The 15,642-nt window shown below is 42.9% G+C and carries 11 protein-coding genes and 1 riboswitch; of the genes, 7 read left to right on the forward strand and 4 right to left on the reverse strand.

Features of this window, described 5'->3' with window-relative positions:
• Window positions 1-81 precede the first annotated feature (81 nt).
• The 3 genes from JJQ94_RS12940 to JJQ94_RS12950 are packed head-to-tail and all read right to left on the reverse strand — an operon-like array spanning window position 82 to window position 4,653.
• Entirely contained in the window at window positions 82-2,859 is a 2,778-nt protein-coding gene (locus JJQ94_RS12940) for an ATPase (protein ID WP_099029760.1), read from the reverse strand.
• On the reverse strand, window positions 2,856-3,404 hold the full coding sequence (locus tag JJQ94_RS12945) for a condensin complex protein MksE (protein WP_099029759.1): 549 nt from the start codon (window positions 3,402-3,404) through the stop codon (window positions 2,856-2,858). Before JJQ94_RS12945 ends, JJQ94_RS12940 begins: the two co-directional genes overlap by 4 nt.
• Window positions 3,405-3,408: 4 nt before the next feature.
• Entirely contained in the window at window positions 3,409-4,653 is a 1,245-nt protein-coding gene (locus tag JJQ94_RS12950; protein WP_099029758.1) for a hypothetical protein, read from the reverse strand.
• Between the two features lie 156 nt (window positions 4,654-4,809).
• On the opposite strand from JJQ94_RS12950, the gene nhaD reads away from it, so the two are divergent.
• The 4 genes from nhaD to JJQ94_RS12970 all read left to right on the forward strand — a co-directional run bounded on the left by nhaD (window position 4,810) and on the right by JJQ94_RS12970 (window position 9,866).
• Window positions 4,810-6,057: a sodium:proton antiporter NhaD gene (gene nhaD / locus JJQ94_RS12955; RefSeq protein ID WP_010371900.1), complete on the forward strand. Its 1,248-nt coding sequence runs from the start codon at window positions 4,810-4,812 to the stop codon at window positions 6,055-6,057.
• Between the two features lie 144 nt (window positions 6,058-6,201).
• Window positions 6,202-6,372, forward strand: a riboswitch (Lysine riboswitch).
• 88 nt (window positions 6,373-6,460) lie between these two features.
• The gene (gene lysC, locus JJQ94_RS12960; protein WP_099029757.1) at window positions 6,461-7,807 is read left to right on the forward strand and encodes a lysine-sensitive aspartokinase 3; all 1,347 of its coding nucleotides are present in this window, start codon (window positions 6,461-6,463) and stop codon (window positions 7,805-7,807) included.
• A 122-nt stretch (window positions 7,808-7,929) separates the two neighbouring features.
• Window positions 7,930-8,460, forward strand: a complete 531-nt coding sequence (locus JJQ94_RS12965; RefSeq protein WP_099029756.1) for a DUF924 family protein — start codon at window positions 7,930-7,932, stop codon at window positions 8,458-8,460.
• 80 nt (window positions 8,461-8,540) lie between these two features.
• Window positions 8,541-9,866 (forward strand): sodium-dependent transporter, encoded by a 1,326-nt coding sequence (locus JJQ94_RS12970; protein ID WP_099029755.1) that lies wholly within the window; start codon window positions 8,541-8,543, stop codon window positions 9,864-9,866.
• Between the two features lie 62 nt (window positions 9,867-9,928).
• Here JJQ94_RS12970 and JJQ94_RS12975 read toward each other — a convergent pair whose 3' ends face one another.
• Window positions 9,929-10,729, reverse strand: coding sequence for a DUF2989 domain-containing protein (locus tag JJQ94_RS12975; protein ID WP_099029754.1), 801 nt, complete (start codon window positions 10,727-10,729; stop codon window positions 9,929-9,931).
• Window positions 10,730-10,917: 188 nt separating this feature from the next.
• On the opposite strand from JJQ94_RS12975, the gene JJQ94_RS12980 reads away from it, so the two are divergent.
• The 3 genes from JJQ94_RS12980 to JJQ94_RS12990 all read left to right on the forward strand — a co-directional run bounded on the left by JJQ94_RS12980 (window position 10,918) and on the right by JJQ94_RS12990 (window position 15,561).
• Window positions 10,918-12,363 carry a glyceraldehyde-3-phosphate dehydrogenase gene (locus JJQ94_RS12980; protein WP_099029753.1) on the forward strand — a complete coding sequence of 482 codons (1,446 nt, stop codon included), beginning with the start codon at window positions 10,918-10,920 and terminating at the stop codon, window positions 12,361-12,363.
• 245 nt (window positions 12,364-12,608) lie between these two features.
• A complete protein-coding gene (locus JJQ94_RS12985) occupies window positions 12,609-13,736 on the forward strand; it encodes a M14 family metallopeptidase (protein WP_099029752.1) in 1,128 nt (375 codons plus the stop codon).
• Window positions 13,737-13,890: 154 nt separating this feature from the next.
• A complete protein-coding gene (locus tag JJQ94_RS12990; RefSeq protein ID WP_099029751.1) occupies window positions 13,891-15,561 on the forward strand; it encodes an alanine/glycine:cation symporter family protein in 1,671 nt (556 codons plus the stop codon).
• Window positions 15,562-15,642 lie beyond the last annotated feature (81 nt).

A 15,642-nucleotide genomic window follows, 5' to 3' on the forward strand; every position in this document is an offset into this window, starting at 1 on the left:
TGCTCTACCTTAACGTGTTAAGGCGTTAAATGGTAGAGACAAGCATCCTTTAATCATTGTGTCTAAGACATTAACTTGGGATTAATGTTCCACTTCTATCCAGTCTTTTTCATCCACCCAGTTTTGGCTACCTTTTGCAACACTGCGGATCGGCACCAAGTAGTCACAGCTGATCTGTGGTTTCACCGATGCAAAAATTGGCACAAACCCAAAGCTTAGCGCGGTTTCGATAATGGCCTTTTGGTTTTGCGGGTCGATGTCCGCGGCTTCATCAATGTAAATTGGGATGCGATACATCGCTTGCTCTTGATCAGATAACAGATAGCGAATAAATAGCATGCCACATAAAAGCTTGATGGTGATCCGCGTACCGTTTGAACCGGCCGAGTCAATTTTATCAAAGTGCTCAGTATCACCTGCGCGGTTGACCACTTCAAAGCGAATGTCAAAGAGATCGGTTAACGTCAATCCCGCTTTATCACTTGCAAGTTTGATGATGTGATCTTTCGCCTCATTAACAGACTTTTCTGAGCTAGGCTGCTCACTAAGTAAGTCTAAGCTTTCGCCTTTTTCATATAAATCTGAAGTGCTAATAATGGTATCTATGCTATCAACTAGCATCTTACGAGGGATGACATTGATTTTGAATGCCTGCAAGTTAGAGATACGATGCTGGCTTATGCCTTTGTTAAAGCTGTTCATCTCTCGGCGTAAGCGGTCTAAGTCTTGACGCAGTCCTTTAATGGTTGCGGCCACTTCAGTGAGTGCCACTCGTGCTTGTTTATCGACGGCATCTCGTTCGTTATCTAAGTTATGATACGCGCTGATCAGCTTTTGATACTTAATGGTAACGTCTGACTCGTTTTCAAACTTAGTGATCCCAGCATTGTAGATATGCAAGTAGGTATTACGCACATTAACGTCTAAGTTTCTAAGCTCATTACAATCTTTATTAAACTGGTGGATCACTTCAGAGAGATTATCAAAATCAAGATTAATTTCGATTTCATACGGTGCCAGCTTACCCGAATATAGGTCTAGTGTGTGGTCGATACGTTCTGACTTCACTTGCTTTAGGCGGTCGGCTTGGCGCACCAATAAGTCTTGCTTGCTTTTAATGATAGAACGGCGGTCTGAAATCGAACCAGCATTACGTTGAATATCATGTAAATATTCATCAACTTGCTCTCGTTCCATCTCTAGTTGCTCTTTTAGTGCTTGTTGAGCATCGACTGATTGCAACATAGTTTGATATTGCTCAAAGCGCTTCATGGCCGCTTCGGTAGCCATGAGTTCATCATAAAGTGCATCACGCTCTTTTTGCTTTTCAGCGACGTTTGCGGCTACTTCACGCTGTTGCTTTAAATCGCTAAGTGATTGTTGTAGTGACTCCAGCTGTGCTTGCAGTTGGGCTTTGTTCTCACCGCTTTGCATTTGCACTGGACTTAGTTTTTTCAACTTAACGGTAGCACCTGGTACTTTAAGCTCACCACCTTGAACTGACTTAGATAGCGACTCTAAAAATGCGCCAAAGGCTTCTTCGTCGGTGATATCAATTTCACCTTGAGAGGTGGTTGAAAACGATAACAAATCTGGATTCAAGATCCGTGAGATCTCTTCCACTTCTTTTAAAGAAAGATCTTCACGCATACGAGTAAACAGGTTGAACTCAAGGTTCTTGAGTTGCAGTTTTAAACTCTTAATTTGCTTTTGTGTTTCATTAATGCGGAAATCAAGGGTATGGAGACTTTGCCCTTGTGCACTATTAATAGAGAAGGAAAGTTGCTCATATTCCTTTTTCAACAGAGTTAAATTGGTTTTAAGCGTTGCATGATTAGTCAGTTCAAATTCACGTTTTAACGCGTGGAAATCGGTAAACCATTGCTCTATTTGGGTTTGCTTACGCTCGATATCGCGAGACTGTTGGACGTACAGCTGCTGCTTAGACTCAAATTCGTGCTTTTCGGCTTCTATGTCTTCTAGCTGTGTTGCCAATTCTGCAATTTGCTCGTTGTGATAGTTATCATATTCGACCAAAGCTAAATCGAGTTTCGGGGCGTAAGCCGCCAGTTTACCTTTTAATACAGCCTCATTTTCAAGCATTTTCTCAAGGGCTGAAATTGGCTCTTGCATCGACTCCAGCGCATTCAGCTCACGGCGCGCACGGTTGACCTTATCAAAAGCGCGACGCCAGACTTCATAAAAGTCGACTTTAGAGTTCGACATATGGCGTTCGAACACCTTGAGCATAAAGCGCTTTACGTCCTGCGCACCGAGTTTGTGCAGATTCAGAATACGACGGAATATTTCTTTGTATACTGGTGCATCTTGGACATTATTCAGCGGGATCATCTTCAGGTTGATATCACCATCAAATGGTGTGGCGCCACCTGTGAGTAGGGCATTAAGTTCTTGTGCTTTTAGCTCTACAGGTTTGAGTTGTTTTTCCTGTAAGTGATTAAATAGCTTAGTGTACTTGATGATACTTTTACCTTGGGTGTAATCATCAAGATTCAGTTTGCCTTGATAGCAAAAAAACTGGTGCGCGTAACCGGCAATTTTACCCAGTCCCGCAACGCCAATGACCACATCGCCGTGGGGGAGGTTGGCTTCAAGCAAAATATAGGATTGATCAGAAGAAAAGTAGAACTTACGCGTTTCTTCTAAATCGTGACCATCCCATTCAGTCAGTCTTAAATCGTTGATAAGTGGAAACTGCAGCGCATTGATCACCGAGCTTTTACCGGTGTTATTCGGAGCGCAGATAGACGCGCTTTTATCCAGAGGAATGACACACTTAGCGTATCCGGCGGTATTTAATAATGCTAGTTTACTTAAGCCGTACAACTGCTCGCTCATAGCTCGTCCTCAATATCATATTGTTCTTCGTTTACTTCCATTAGCGCGTCAATGTAGCGATAAATCGGTGCAAGTAGCATAAAGCCTTGCTCAACCTCACGGGCTAGACCCAGTCTCACCATACGTAAAAACACGTCTTTTCTGAGATCTGAGCCCGAAAAAATCTCCAACTGGTCAAAAAGATGCTTATTGAGCTGCACTATGGTTTGCATTAGCTCTAAATCGCAGCTTTCATCAAATAGTACGCGAAGCGGATCTTTACCTTGGTTGGCATAGTGCTCAATCAAAATATAAATGGTTAGGGCAATCGCACGGGAAATTTTCCCCATATTTGGCGTGCTTTCATCGCTTGCCAAATAGTAAAAGCCACGGGCATCGTGCTGTAAGTCATGGCCTAAGGCTGAAAATAGCGCTTGATAGCTATCAATTTGCTGATCTAATTCTTGCCAAAGGGTAGTGTCTTGCTCACAGATATGATACCCGCTCACCAGTTTTTTATTAATGGCTTGGAGTTCATTGAGCATGTCTAAGTTAATTGTCGTCATAATGCTAATCTTGTTTTGCTTTGGCACTAAATGGATATAAAGAGAAGGTATGCGATGCGATAGTGATCTTACTCTTTTGTTGCTCTTGGCTAAGCGCCAAGTCAGATTCGTTGATCAGCTTTTGATAAAGAAACAGCATTTCGTCTGCTTCAAGATCTGGGTAGCTATCGCTTAAAAAGCCCAATAGTGCCTGGCGCTTTTTACCGGTTTGTTGAAATCTCGTTTTTACCGAGTTGTAATCTGGAATGTTAGGGCTTTGATAAGCTGGCACATCGTCGTGATCGGGTAGCTGATATTCTTCATGCTCAAACTCAACGAGACTTGCCATATAAGCGACCATGTGACGCTTTTGCCCAAGGTTAAAACGTTGAATGTCTGACACAAATTCTGGTTGAACTGGTGAGAGTAAACGGTCAACGCCGCGTTTTCTAATTTGTCCAAGGACTTTAGAGGCTTGGCGTGTAATGAGTGTATTGCGGCGTAACTCTTCACGTAACGGCATGAGGAGATCGGCACTGCGGCTTAAGCTTTCTCTACCAATGAGGTGCATATCTAAAATGCGTGTTCTGAGCTGCTCCAGCATACGTTTGTCTGCAGCGCCACGACCTAATTGTTCAATTTCGTCAATTTGTTCACTGACCTGAAGCTCTATTTGATCAAAGCAGCGTTGGAATGGGCCATGAATATCGACCATTTCCAGCATAGGTTCGATATATTCGTCAAACGCTTCCAATACGGCTTTATATCTCATGCCAAGAGACAGCGTTGAGGTGTCAGACTTTGCTTGTTCAACCAAGTTCATGATAGCGCTTTCGTTATGCTCGAACAGCTTAACAATTTTACGAACGCGTTCGTCCATAATGCGGCTGAAACGGCGTAGCTCAGAGTAGTCGGCCTCTTCACCAGCTTGTGCGATGCGATTACCTAATCTTTCTAAGTCTTTTACCAGCACCGTGATCTCTTCCGCTAAACCAAGGCTCTCTTCTTGTAAAAGAAAGCTGGCGAAGTCAGCGATTGCACGGTTGATTTCTAACTGTGAAGATTTAGCTAAAGGGATAATAATTTCTTGTTGGAGTAATCGATTGGTTTCTTTATAAATTCGTTCACTCGACCAGCTAGGGTTTTTCTGTTTTAGGATGTTTTGTACATCTTTTAGACTGAAATCTGCGAGCTTAAATCGTTTAAAAAGTAGATCGAGTACGCTCCAGTGTTCATTTATCGTATTTAATAATTTTTTTGCTGGGATCATAACTTTCCAGTGTGTAGTAGCTAAGTTACATCGCTACTTCATCAATTTGTCACAAAATGTTTATCGTACGTAGCATGGGGGCTGTGATGGTGCTAGAATCCGCCGCGAAAACGAACCCACCCCTTGTTACATTTAATTACAGGTTGTTTACGCATTATGGTCACGCCCATTATTCTAACCCTGATCGCCATCGCTTTTATACTCATCGTTATAGAAGATATTATTCACGTAAACAAGGCCAAAACAACGCTTTTTTTTGGTACTTTATGTTGGATTATCGCCTTTATCTCTCCAATTCATGGTCAAAGCCCAGAAATTGTACAAATTGAGTTAGACCATAACATTTTGGAAATCGCGACGCTTTGGCTGTTCTTAATGGCTGCAATGACGTTTGTGGCCTACTTGAACTCAAAAGGGTTTATCCAAAATATTGTTCACCGGATCATGCCAACCCATATTAGCGAACGCAAGCTAATGTTTTTGGTCGGTGCTTTTGCATTCGTATTTTCGTCAATATCGGATAACATCACCGCGACGCTTATTTCATTAGCTGTAGTCATGTCTTTGAAATTAGACCCGAAAAAGCTAATTAGATATGCGACGTTAATTATCTTCAGTGTTAACTCCGGTGGGGTATCATTGATCACTGGTGATGTAACCACCTTGATGATATTTCTAGCCGATAAAGTGACTATCCCGGATCTGCTTTTACTAATAGCCCCCTCTATTTTTAGCGTATTTATCTTAGCTGCGATGCTGTCAATCGGCATGAATGATAAGATCACCTTTGAAAAGGCTGAATTACGTAGAATTGAAAAGACCGATATCACGATTGCGCTCATCTTCTTATCAACCATTTTTGCCACGTTATTCTTAAGCGTGCAATACCATGTACCGCCGATGCTAACTTTCTTATTTGGCTTGTCTTTGATGTTCTTAATGGCGCAATTCTTGATGCGCAAGAAGGACGTCAATAAGAAAATCATCGACTATATCCGTGAAATTGAATATGACACCTTGTTGTTCTTTGTGGGTGTGCTGTTATTAGTTGGTGCGTTGAAAGAGGTCGGTGTACTGTCTAAGTTTACCGATTTATATCTGCATCTTGCGCCGGAATACGCAAATTACTTGGTCGGTTTAATGAGTGCGGCGGTAGATAACGTGCCTTTGACGGCGGCACTATTAAAAGCAGACATTACGATGACTCCAGCGCAATGGCTAACCTTTACTTATGCGACTGGCGTTGGTGGCTCTATGCTCATCATTGGCTCTGCAGCGGGGATCATTGCAATGAGTAAGGTTAAAGCGTTAACCTTCTCAAGCTATCTTAAAATGAGTATCTACCTGCTTATCGCATATACCATTGGATATAGTGGCGCGTATTTCGCGGGTCAACTTATTTAAGACCAATGGATTTAATTTTTACCGCTCTGGGATAAGTTTTTCATAAATAACTTGACACCTAGACGGCTAAAAGATAATTTTCTTACATCGCCCGCATTGATTGCGGGCTTTTATTTTGCTTTTATTCAGATTAACAAAGGCAAAATAAACAGAAGAGGCGCGATGCTTAGGTAGTTAGTGTGAGGTGACGAGACCAATGACCACTAGTGAGGGAAGTATTCGCCGAGGAGAAAAGTTGCTCGTCGCAACGATTCTTCGGTTTACGAGGCTGAATCCTCGGAACTGTCACCGTATTGGTGGAGAGCTTCTGGCAAAGGTCATTTCAAGCGTTCGTCTTTCTAGAAATCCCATGCCGAGTTCTCCTTATAAAATTTGACTGTGCCAACAGTCGAGAGGAGAGAAAATGAATTCGCAGTATGTTGTAGCCAAATTTGGCGGTACCAGTGTCGCTGACTTTGAAGCTATGTCTCGTTGTGCTCACATTGTTCGTGACAACCCAAATGTTCGAGTGGTCGTTGTGAGTGCATGTGCTGGCGTAACCAATCACCTTGTAACGCTAACCCAACAAAAGGAAGATGAAGCCGGGCGCAAAGCAGTTGTTGCAGCGGTTGAAAACATACAGCAAGCGATTATCGACCAAGTGTCTTTGGATGCTGATCTTGCTGAGGGTTACAAGCAAACTTTCAGTGAATTTGAAAGCCTTGCGAGTTTACCAGCACTTAGCAGACAGCAATGCGATGAAATGCTGAGCTTTGGCGAACGTTTTTCTTCTTATTTGTTTACCCAAATATTACGTAATAACCAAGTTCAGGCGTCGCGCTTTGATGTGCGTAAAGTGCTTAAAACAGATAATCAATTTGGTAAAGCGAATCCGAATGTTGCAGCTACGCGTGAAGCCGCGCAAACCAGTTTGGTCGCACTACTTGGCGACACAGTGCAGGTGACGCAAGGGTTTATTGGTAGTGACCAATACGGCCAGACGACCACGCTGGGTCGTGGAGGCTCTGACTATAGTGCTGCATTGTTAGCTGAGGCAATTGATGCGTCTAGCGTGCATATTTGGACCGATGTCATTGGTATTTTTAGTACTGATCCGCGCTTGTGCGCAAAGGCTAGACCTATTCCTCGTTTAAGTTTCGATGAAGCGGCTGAAATGGCTACATTTGGTGCTAAGGTGTTACATCCCGCAACCATATTACCAGCTAGTCGTAAAGGTATTTCAGTATTTGTTGGTTCAAGTCGTGATCCGCAAGCGGGTGGTACTTGGATTGAAAAAGAGAAAACGGCGCAGGCAGGCATTCGCGCTGTGACACAACGTAAAAACCAAATACTATTGACGCTAAAAAGCCCTGAAATGCTCCTTGCTAGCGGCTTTTTGGCTCGTATCTTCACCATTCTAAGCAATTACAATATATCGGTTGACTTGGTAACGACTTCGGAAATTAGTGTCGCGCTTACGCTAGATAATGCGCCGAATGCTTCTCGACCAGAGTTAGAACAAGCTTGTTTGGATGAACTTGGCGAGTTTTGTCATGTGACCGTTGAAAATAATCTTACTTTAGTGGCCATGATAGGTTCTGAGATCCAGTTGAAGAAGTGTCAACTTAACCTCATGGATGTGTTGTCAGAGTTCAATATTCGACTAATATGCCATGGTGCGAGCAAGCACAATCTGTGCTTTTTAGTTGAGCAACAGGAGTCAGATCAGGTCGTGCAGTCAATTCATGCTAAATTACTAGAGGTTGCGTAAGTGAATTTATTGTTGTTAAGGAACTAATAAAAAAGTTGCATTATTGAGCAAGGGGTGGCACTTTGTTTATAACGGTTAGGGTCTGCTGACCTTCAAGTTTGTTTTTCCCTAGGAGTGCCATCATGAATTATAAAGACGTCTACGAATTCTGGTTTGTTGAATGCACTGAATCAGACTGGTGGAAGAAGTCTGCGGACTTTGATCGCATAATAAAAAATCGCTTCGGTATTTTGCACCAAATGGCGCACCAAGGTGAGCTTTCGAGCTGGAGAGCGACACCTCTTGGCGCGCTGTGCGAAATCATTATCTTAGATCAGTTTTCACGCAATATATTCAGAGACACTCCAGAGGCGTTTGCCAGTGATCCTTTGGCGCTGAGCCTCACCCAACACGCCATCGAAAAGGGCTATCACCGACAGCTTAACGATACTGAATTGATGTTTTTATACCTACCTATGATGCACAGCGAAAGTCGCATCATACACCGTGCCGCGGATCATTATTTTCGAGACCTGCCTAACTATGATTTTGAAGTCGCGCATAAAAAAATTATCGATAGATTTGGCCGTTACCCCCATCGAAATGAAATACTCAATCGCGATTCAACAGAAGAAGAAATGGACTTTCTAGAGACGCCCGACTCGAGTTTCTGAGGCGCACCGAGAACCTCTCGCATTTTCAGCGGAAGTACGTATAATCGGCCGTCTACAAAAAATAATGATTGATTACAGACATGGCTCATACGCGCGATGGATTTCAAAGCCGACTTGGCTTTGTGTTAGCAGCAGCTGGTGCGGCTGTTGGACTTGGTAACATTTGGGGATTTCCCACACAAGCTGCAAACCACGGTGGCGGTGCATTTTTACTGGTTTATTTTGCGGTGATTTTCTTACTCGCATTACCTGCACTTTACACAGAATTGTATTTAGGCCATCAGGCACAAGCAAACCCAGTTAAAGCACTCAAAACAGCCTGGCGTGAAGGTAATCCGAAAATAGGGGCCGCGGCGGGTTATATCGGCCTTGCTGGTGCTATCGTGATGCTAAGCTTTTACTCCATTGTGGCTGGATGGATGCTGTCTCATGCACTTGATCCTCTTGCGCAAATGGCAGAATTAGATGCCGCACACCAGTTTCTTAGCGGTGACTCGATGCTTAGAAACTTTATCTTTACGCCATTGATGTTAATTCTGACTGCGAGCATTATTCTCAAAGGCGTAAAATCAGGCATAGAAGCCTGGTCGCGCAGACTCATGCCGTTGTTGCTGGTATTACTGCTTTGCCTTATTGGTTATATGGCGACTTTAGATGGCGCTGCAGAAGGGTTTAGAACGTATTTAGTTCCGGACTTTTCAAAAATTAGTGATCCTGATTTGATCATCGCGGCGATGGGGCAGGCATTCTTTTCGTTGTCGTTGGGAGTGGGCTGCATGATGATTTATGGCTCGTACTTAAAACCGAACGAAAATCTACCTAAGCTCACGTTTAGTGTTGCAATGCTAGACACCAGTGTCGCATTTTTGGCCGGTTTACTTATTATCCCTGCTATATTTGTTGCGCAGCAAAATGGTGTTCAAGTATTTCAAGACGGCAAATTAATCGGTGAAGGCCGGTTGATTTTTGCCATTTTACCCGAGCTATTTACCAATATGGGGGAAATGGGGTTATTAGTTAGCCTGACTTTCTTTGTGCTTATGTCTATTGCGTCGGTAACTTCTACCATTTCTTCAACAGAAATTCCGGTATCGTTCTTGGTTGAAAACCATGGCTTTAAACGTAAACAAGCGACTTGGTTGGTTACGTTAGTTATCTTATTAGCATCGAGCACGATTATTCTAAATTTTGATTGGCTGTTCGAATTGGTGATCAGTCTCTTCACGCAATATCAGCTACCATTGATGGGACTCTTCTACTTTATTACTGTTGGCTGGGTTTGGAAACGCGGTAATCAGCTTCACTTAGAATCCCGTGGTGCACATTACTGGTTTGCTCAATATGTTAGATTTGTTTGCCCAGTCTTGATGACCGCAGTATTTATTAACGTAGCACTTGCAAAGTAGTGGTGATATTATTTTCAAAAACGGGAAGCATAGGCTTCCCGTTTTGATTTTGATAATAAGGCTCAGAAATCACGTGGGGAAACGAATTCCCCAGCTTGAATGCTCTCATAAGTTCGTTGCGCCAATGAATCTAAGTTGGCTAAATCTTTTCCCATTGAAGCCAGTTGGTTTGTCACTGGAATAATATCAATATCTTCAACCCCAGAAAGCTGAGCCACTCGGGCAAACGTATATGCGTGCTTATACTTTTCATGTTTGTAGAAGATACTGACTAAAGATGAATAGACTTCAGGGTTAGGGGTATGGCCGCTTTTATTCAGCTCTAATACGCGGTAGAGAATATCAACGGTTTTATCATCATCTACTTTGGCGTAAAACTCTGCGAGGAAAAGCTGAATTTCGGGATCGTTTTGCACTCTAGAGTCGTCCTGCATATTCAAAAGCTTGTTCATTGCAGTGCGATCATTGTTACGAGACCAATGATAATAAAGTAGGCCTGGGTGGTTACTGTCTTTTGTTTCATTATAAATACGTGTCATTTCTTTTAGTGCGGTAAGATGACCTTCCACTCGTGAAGTGGTTTTTTCTTTTAACTTGATGTGCTCAATTTTGGCGGCGCGAGAAACACATAGGTTGTAGCTTTCTAAATTTTGCAACAAGTCATATTTGTTTTCGTCCGTCGGCGACTTGTATTCGTGGTAGCGCGCGTAGATAAGCGACGCACGTTCGTCTTTACAGTGACTGTCTGTATTTAAGTCTTCACAAAAACCAGGCGTTTCGCTACACACTTGGTTCAATGTTAGGGTGTCGTCGCAACCAGCAAGTAGTAACGCTGCAAAAACTAGCGACTTTTTAAACGCCATAGTTTGACCTCAATGATTTTTTATAATTATAGGGTGTGATCCCCTAATAAACAGGGTAGAGCTAATAGTTTACTAGTTTAACGCAATGAATTGCTCGGTAACAGTGGAGAATCATGGCAGTTTAAATTAGAATAGCTGTGCCCATTCGGGCTATCCGTTCAAAGAAAATTGTTTATTAGGCAGAAAAAATGACCTTATCTCACGAGCAAGAATATCAAAACAGCTGGCAAGAGCGTCAAGATTATGCAGAAAGCATGCAACCCCTAATCGGTCGTCTATACCGTAATAAAGGCGTTGAAATCTCTGTATATGGTCGTCCTCTTGTGAGCGCAAGCACCATTGATGTTATCAAAGCACACAAAACAGTAGCACGCTTTGAAGAGCGCAAACTACGTCTTCGTGAAAGCTTTCCATTCTTAGAAGTGATCAGCAAAATGGAATTAGCACCAGGTCGCGTTGACCTTGGTAAGCTAGCTTATGCCTACATTTATAAAAATGCAGGTGAAGGTCGCTCAATCGAAGAGTTTTTAAATGCAGAACTTGCAGAATTACTAAACCAAGGTGCACGTCCAGAACCTCGTGACGTCGTTCTTTATGGTTTTGGTCGCATTGGCCGTTTATTAGCACGCCTACTTATCGAACGTGGCGGCTCTCACGCTGATTTACGCCTACGTGCAATCGTTGTTCGCGGTGGCCACGATGGTGATCTTGAGAAACGTGCAAGTTTACTGCGCCGTGACTCAATTCATGGTCCTTTCAATGGTTCAATCACAGTAGACCATGAAAAAGGTGCGATTAAAGCAAACGGTAACTACATTCAAGTTATCTACGCAAACTCACCTGAAGAAGTAGATTACACAAAATACGGTATTGAAAACGCACTTATCGTAGATAATACAGGTGTTTGGAAAGACGAAGATGGCTTAGGTAAACACCTTAAGTCAATCGGTGCGTCCAAAGTGCTACTTACAGCGCCAGCTAAAGGTGACATCAAAAACATCGTTTATGGTGTTAACAACTCAGACATTCAGTCTGAAGACAAGATTGTTTCTGCAGCAAGCTGTACAACTAACGCAATCACACCGGTATTAAAAGCACTTAACGACAAGTTTGGTATTAAGAATGGCCACGTTGAGACGGTTCACTCTTACACCAATGACCAAAACTTGATCGACAACTACCACAAAGCTGAGCGTCGTGGTCGTAGTGCAGCATTGAACATGGTTATTACTTCAACCGGTGCTGCAAAAGCGGTTGCTAAAGCACTTCCAGAGCTTGCTGGTAAACTAACTGGTAACGCAATCCGTGTACCAACACCAAACGTATCAATGGCAATTCTTAACCTAAATCTAGGTAAAGAAACAACCGCTGAAGAGCTAAATGAATTCCTTCGCGAGTCTTCACTTTACTCTGAACTGCGTGACCAGATTGACTACACAGCATCAACAGAAATCGTGTCTACTGACCTTGTGGGTAGTCGTTATGCAGGTGTGGTTGACTCAAAAGCAACCATCGTTGATGGCGACCGTGTAGTACTTTACGTATGGTACGATAACGAGTTTGGTTACAGCTGTCAGGTTGTACGTGTAATGCAGGACATGGCGGAAGTAAAATTCCCGAGCCTACCTCGCTAACACGAAATTTACGATAAAAAGCCAGCACCAGCTGGCTTTTTTAGTTTTTGAAACAAGTTCGTTGTGGTAGGCTTGCAAAGATAGGTCAGCTACAATTAGCTAACAAAAAGTTACACCTCAACTTTGTGCAAAGACAGGCACAATATTACCTCTCTTTGAGGTTTGATATTATTCTAGACTGAAGCATAGTTGAGTATGGTAACAGTGTATTTACACAGCAGTTTTTAACTTATTTAGGGAAACCTATGCGCATTACGAGTAATTTCGATAGTGGTAATATCAAGGTGGTAAAAGCAGAATCACCTGCAGATATTCAACTAGAAATCAATAAAGACAATGAGTCTGACTTTTTTCAATGGTTTCACTTTAGACTTGAGTCTACGCCTTTTTTAGAGCACAAAATTCATATCAACCAACTACTGAACTCAGCATATCCAGAAGGTTGGGATGACTATCACGCGGTTGCATCTTACGATCGTCAAACTTGGTTCCGTGTGCCAACCCGTTATGAGAATGGCACATTAACTATCGATTTTGAGCCTGAATGTGCTCACACCTACTTTGCTTATTTTGCTCCTTATAGTTATGAGCGTCATTTAGACCTAGTCTACTGGGCTCAAGCCCACGACGCGTGCGTTGTAGAGACTCTAGGTCAAACGCTTGACGGCCGTGATATGAGCTTACTCACTATTGGTGAGCCGTCAGATGAGAAGAAAAAGATTTGGATCACGGCGCGTCAGCACCCGGGTGAAACGATGGCAGAATGGTTTGTTGAAGGTCTACTTCACAAACTATTGGATGACGAAGATCCACATACCGCTGCACTGTTATCGAAAGCGGTATTTTATGTCGTGCCAAATATGAATCCGGACGGCAGCGTTCGTGGCCATCTTCGCACTAATGCAAAAGGCGTAAACCTTAACCGTGAATGGCAAACGCCAACACTTGAGAACTCACCTGAAGTTTATTATGTATTAAATAAAATGCATGAAACTGGGCTGGATATGTACCTAGATATTCATGGTGATGAAGCACTACCGTATAACTTCGTTGCGGGCAGTGAAGGTATTCCGAGTTATGATGAGCGCCTACAGCGTTTGGAAGAATCTTTTAAGGCGGCACTGTTAACTATCACACCTGAGTTCCAAGATGAATTTGGTTACGACAAAGATGCACCGGGTGAAGCAAATCTTACCGTTGCTTCGTGTGCTGTTGGTGAAGCGTTCAAAGCGTTGGCCTATACCGTTGAAATGCCGTTTAAGGACAATGCAAATCTGCCGGATCCTTACTTCGGCTGGTCAGACCGACGTTCATATCAGTTTGGTCAAGACACGTTAGCTGCAATCTTAAATGTGGTTGATGACTTAAGATAAGCTTAAAGACGGGTAATCACCATTTTGATTACCCGTTTATTTTTGTGCGTTTAAAAGAACAACAAAAAATAATATTTAAAACAAAGTAGTATTTAAAAATAATAAGGTAGAGCACCTCGACAGGGTGTAATAACAACAATAAAGGGGAATATTTGTGGATGCGTTAGGCAGCTTATTAGATAGCTTAGATGGAATGTTAGGTGGTTCACCTTGGTTCCCGTATGTACTGTTAGGGGTAGGTTTATTTTTTACAATCTACTTGAAATTTCCACAGATCAGATATTTCAAACATGCGTGTAAAGTCGTTACCGGTAAATATGATAAAAAAGGCCTAGAAGGCGATACCACGCACTTCCAAGCACTCGCAACGGCACTCTCTGGCACGGTTGGTACTGGTAATATTGGTGGGGTGGCGCTGGCAATTTCAATCGGTGGACCAGCAGCATTATTTTGGATGTGGATGACGGCCTTTTTTGGTATGACAACCAAATTTGTGGAAGTTACGCTATCGCATAAATACCGCGTACAAACAGATGATGGCACAATGGCTGGTGGTCCAATGTACTATATGGATCGTCGCCTAAACATGAAATGGCTAGCGGTATTATTTGCAATTGCCACTGTGATTAGCTCATTTGGTACAGGTAGTTTGCCGCAGATCAACAACATTGCTCAAGGCATGGAAGCGACTTTTGGTTTTGCGCCTATGGCCACAGGTGCGGTGCTTTCTATTCTACTTGCTTTGGTTATTCTTGGTGGTATCAAGCGCATTGCTGCCATCACTTCTCGCGTTGTGCCATTAATGGCTGCGATTTATATTCTTGGTTCTTTTGCCGTTATTTTCTACAACGTTGAGAATATCGTTCCTTCTTTCCTTTCTGTATTTACAGATGCCTTTACGGGCTCTGCGGCAGCGGGTGGTTTCTTAGGGGCTTCTTTTGCGTATGCATTCAACCGTGGGGTTAACCGAGGTTTGTTTTCTAACGAAGCGGGTCAAGGTTCAGCACCAATCGCGCACGCTTCGGCAAAAGCCGATGAGCCAGTGTCTGAAGGTATGGTTTCAATTCTTGAACCGTTTATTGACACAATCATTATCTGTACCTTGACGGGATTGGTTATTTTGTCATCGGGTGTGTGGACTGAAAAGTTCGAAACCCATTTTGAGCGCTCGTCTATGGTTATCTTAGACGGTAAATATGACGAATCGAATCAACAAGACCGAGATGCATTGTACGCCTATTTGAATGGTAAAAAAGAGCACAATGTCAAACCTTTCAATGGTGAGATTGAAGTCGTACAGGGTAAGGCGGTAACAGAAAACTTTACCGTGATCCACTCGCGTTCTATTGGTGAGCAAGTACGTTTTGGTATTACAGAGCGTCACAAGTACACGGGTACCGTCGAAGTGAAAGACGGCTTGCCAACAGACAACAGTATCAGCGTGATTGGGTATTCTTTGGTGCACTCGGCAGAGCTGACAACCAAAGCATTTACCCGAGGTTATTTGGGCGAAAATGGTAAATACATCGTTTCGATTGGTTTGTTGTTATTCGCGTTTTCTACGGCAATTGCATGGTCATACTATGGCGACCGCGCGATGATTTATCTTCTAGGTAGTCGTTCGGTCATGCCATATCGCGTGTTCTATGTTGCAGGTTTCTTCTGGGCGTCGTTTGCTGATACGACACTGGTGTGGAAGTTGGCTGCAGTGGCCATCGTCGTGATGACGTTACCTAACTTATTTGGTATTTTACTGCTCAGAAAAGAAATGAAATCTTCGGTTAAAGAATACTGGGAAGATTTCAACAAAGAACACAAACAGTGAGCGAATTTTAATTAAAATTATCTTGTCATGTAAGGACAAGACTTCGCAAAGGTAGTAGAATAGGGCGCCTCACAGGTGCCC

The organism is Pseudoalteromonas sp. GCY (assembly GCF_016695175.1).
In the GTDB taxonomy this organism is placed as follows: Bacteria; Pseudomonadota; Gammaproteobacteria; order Enterobacterales; family Alteromonadaceae; genus Pseudoalteromonas.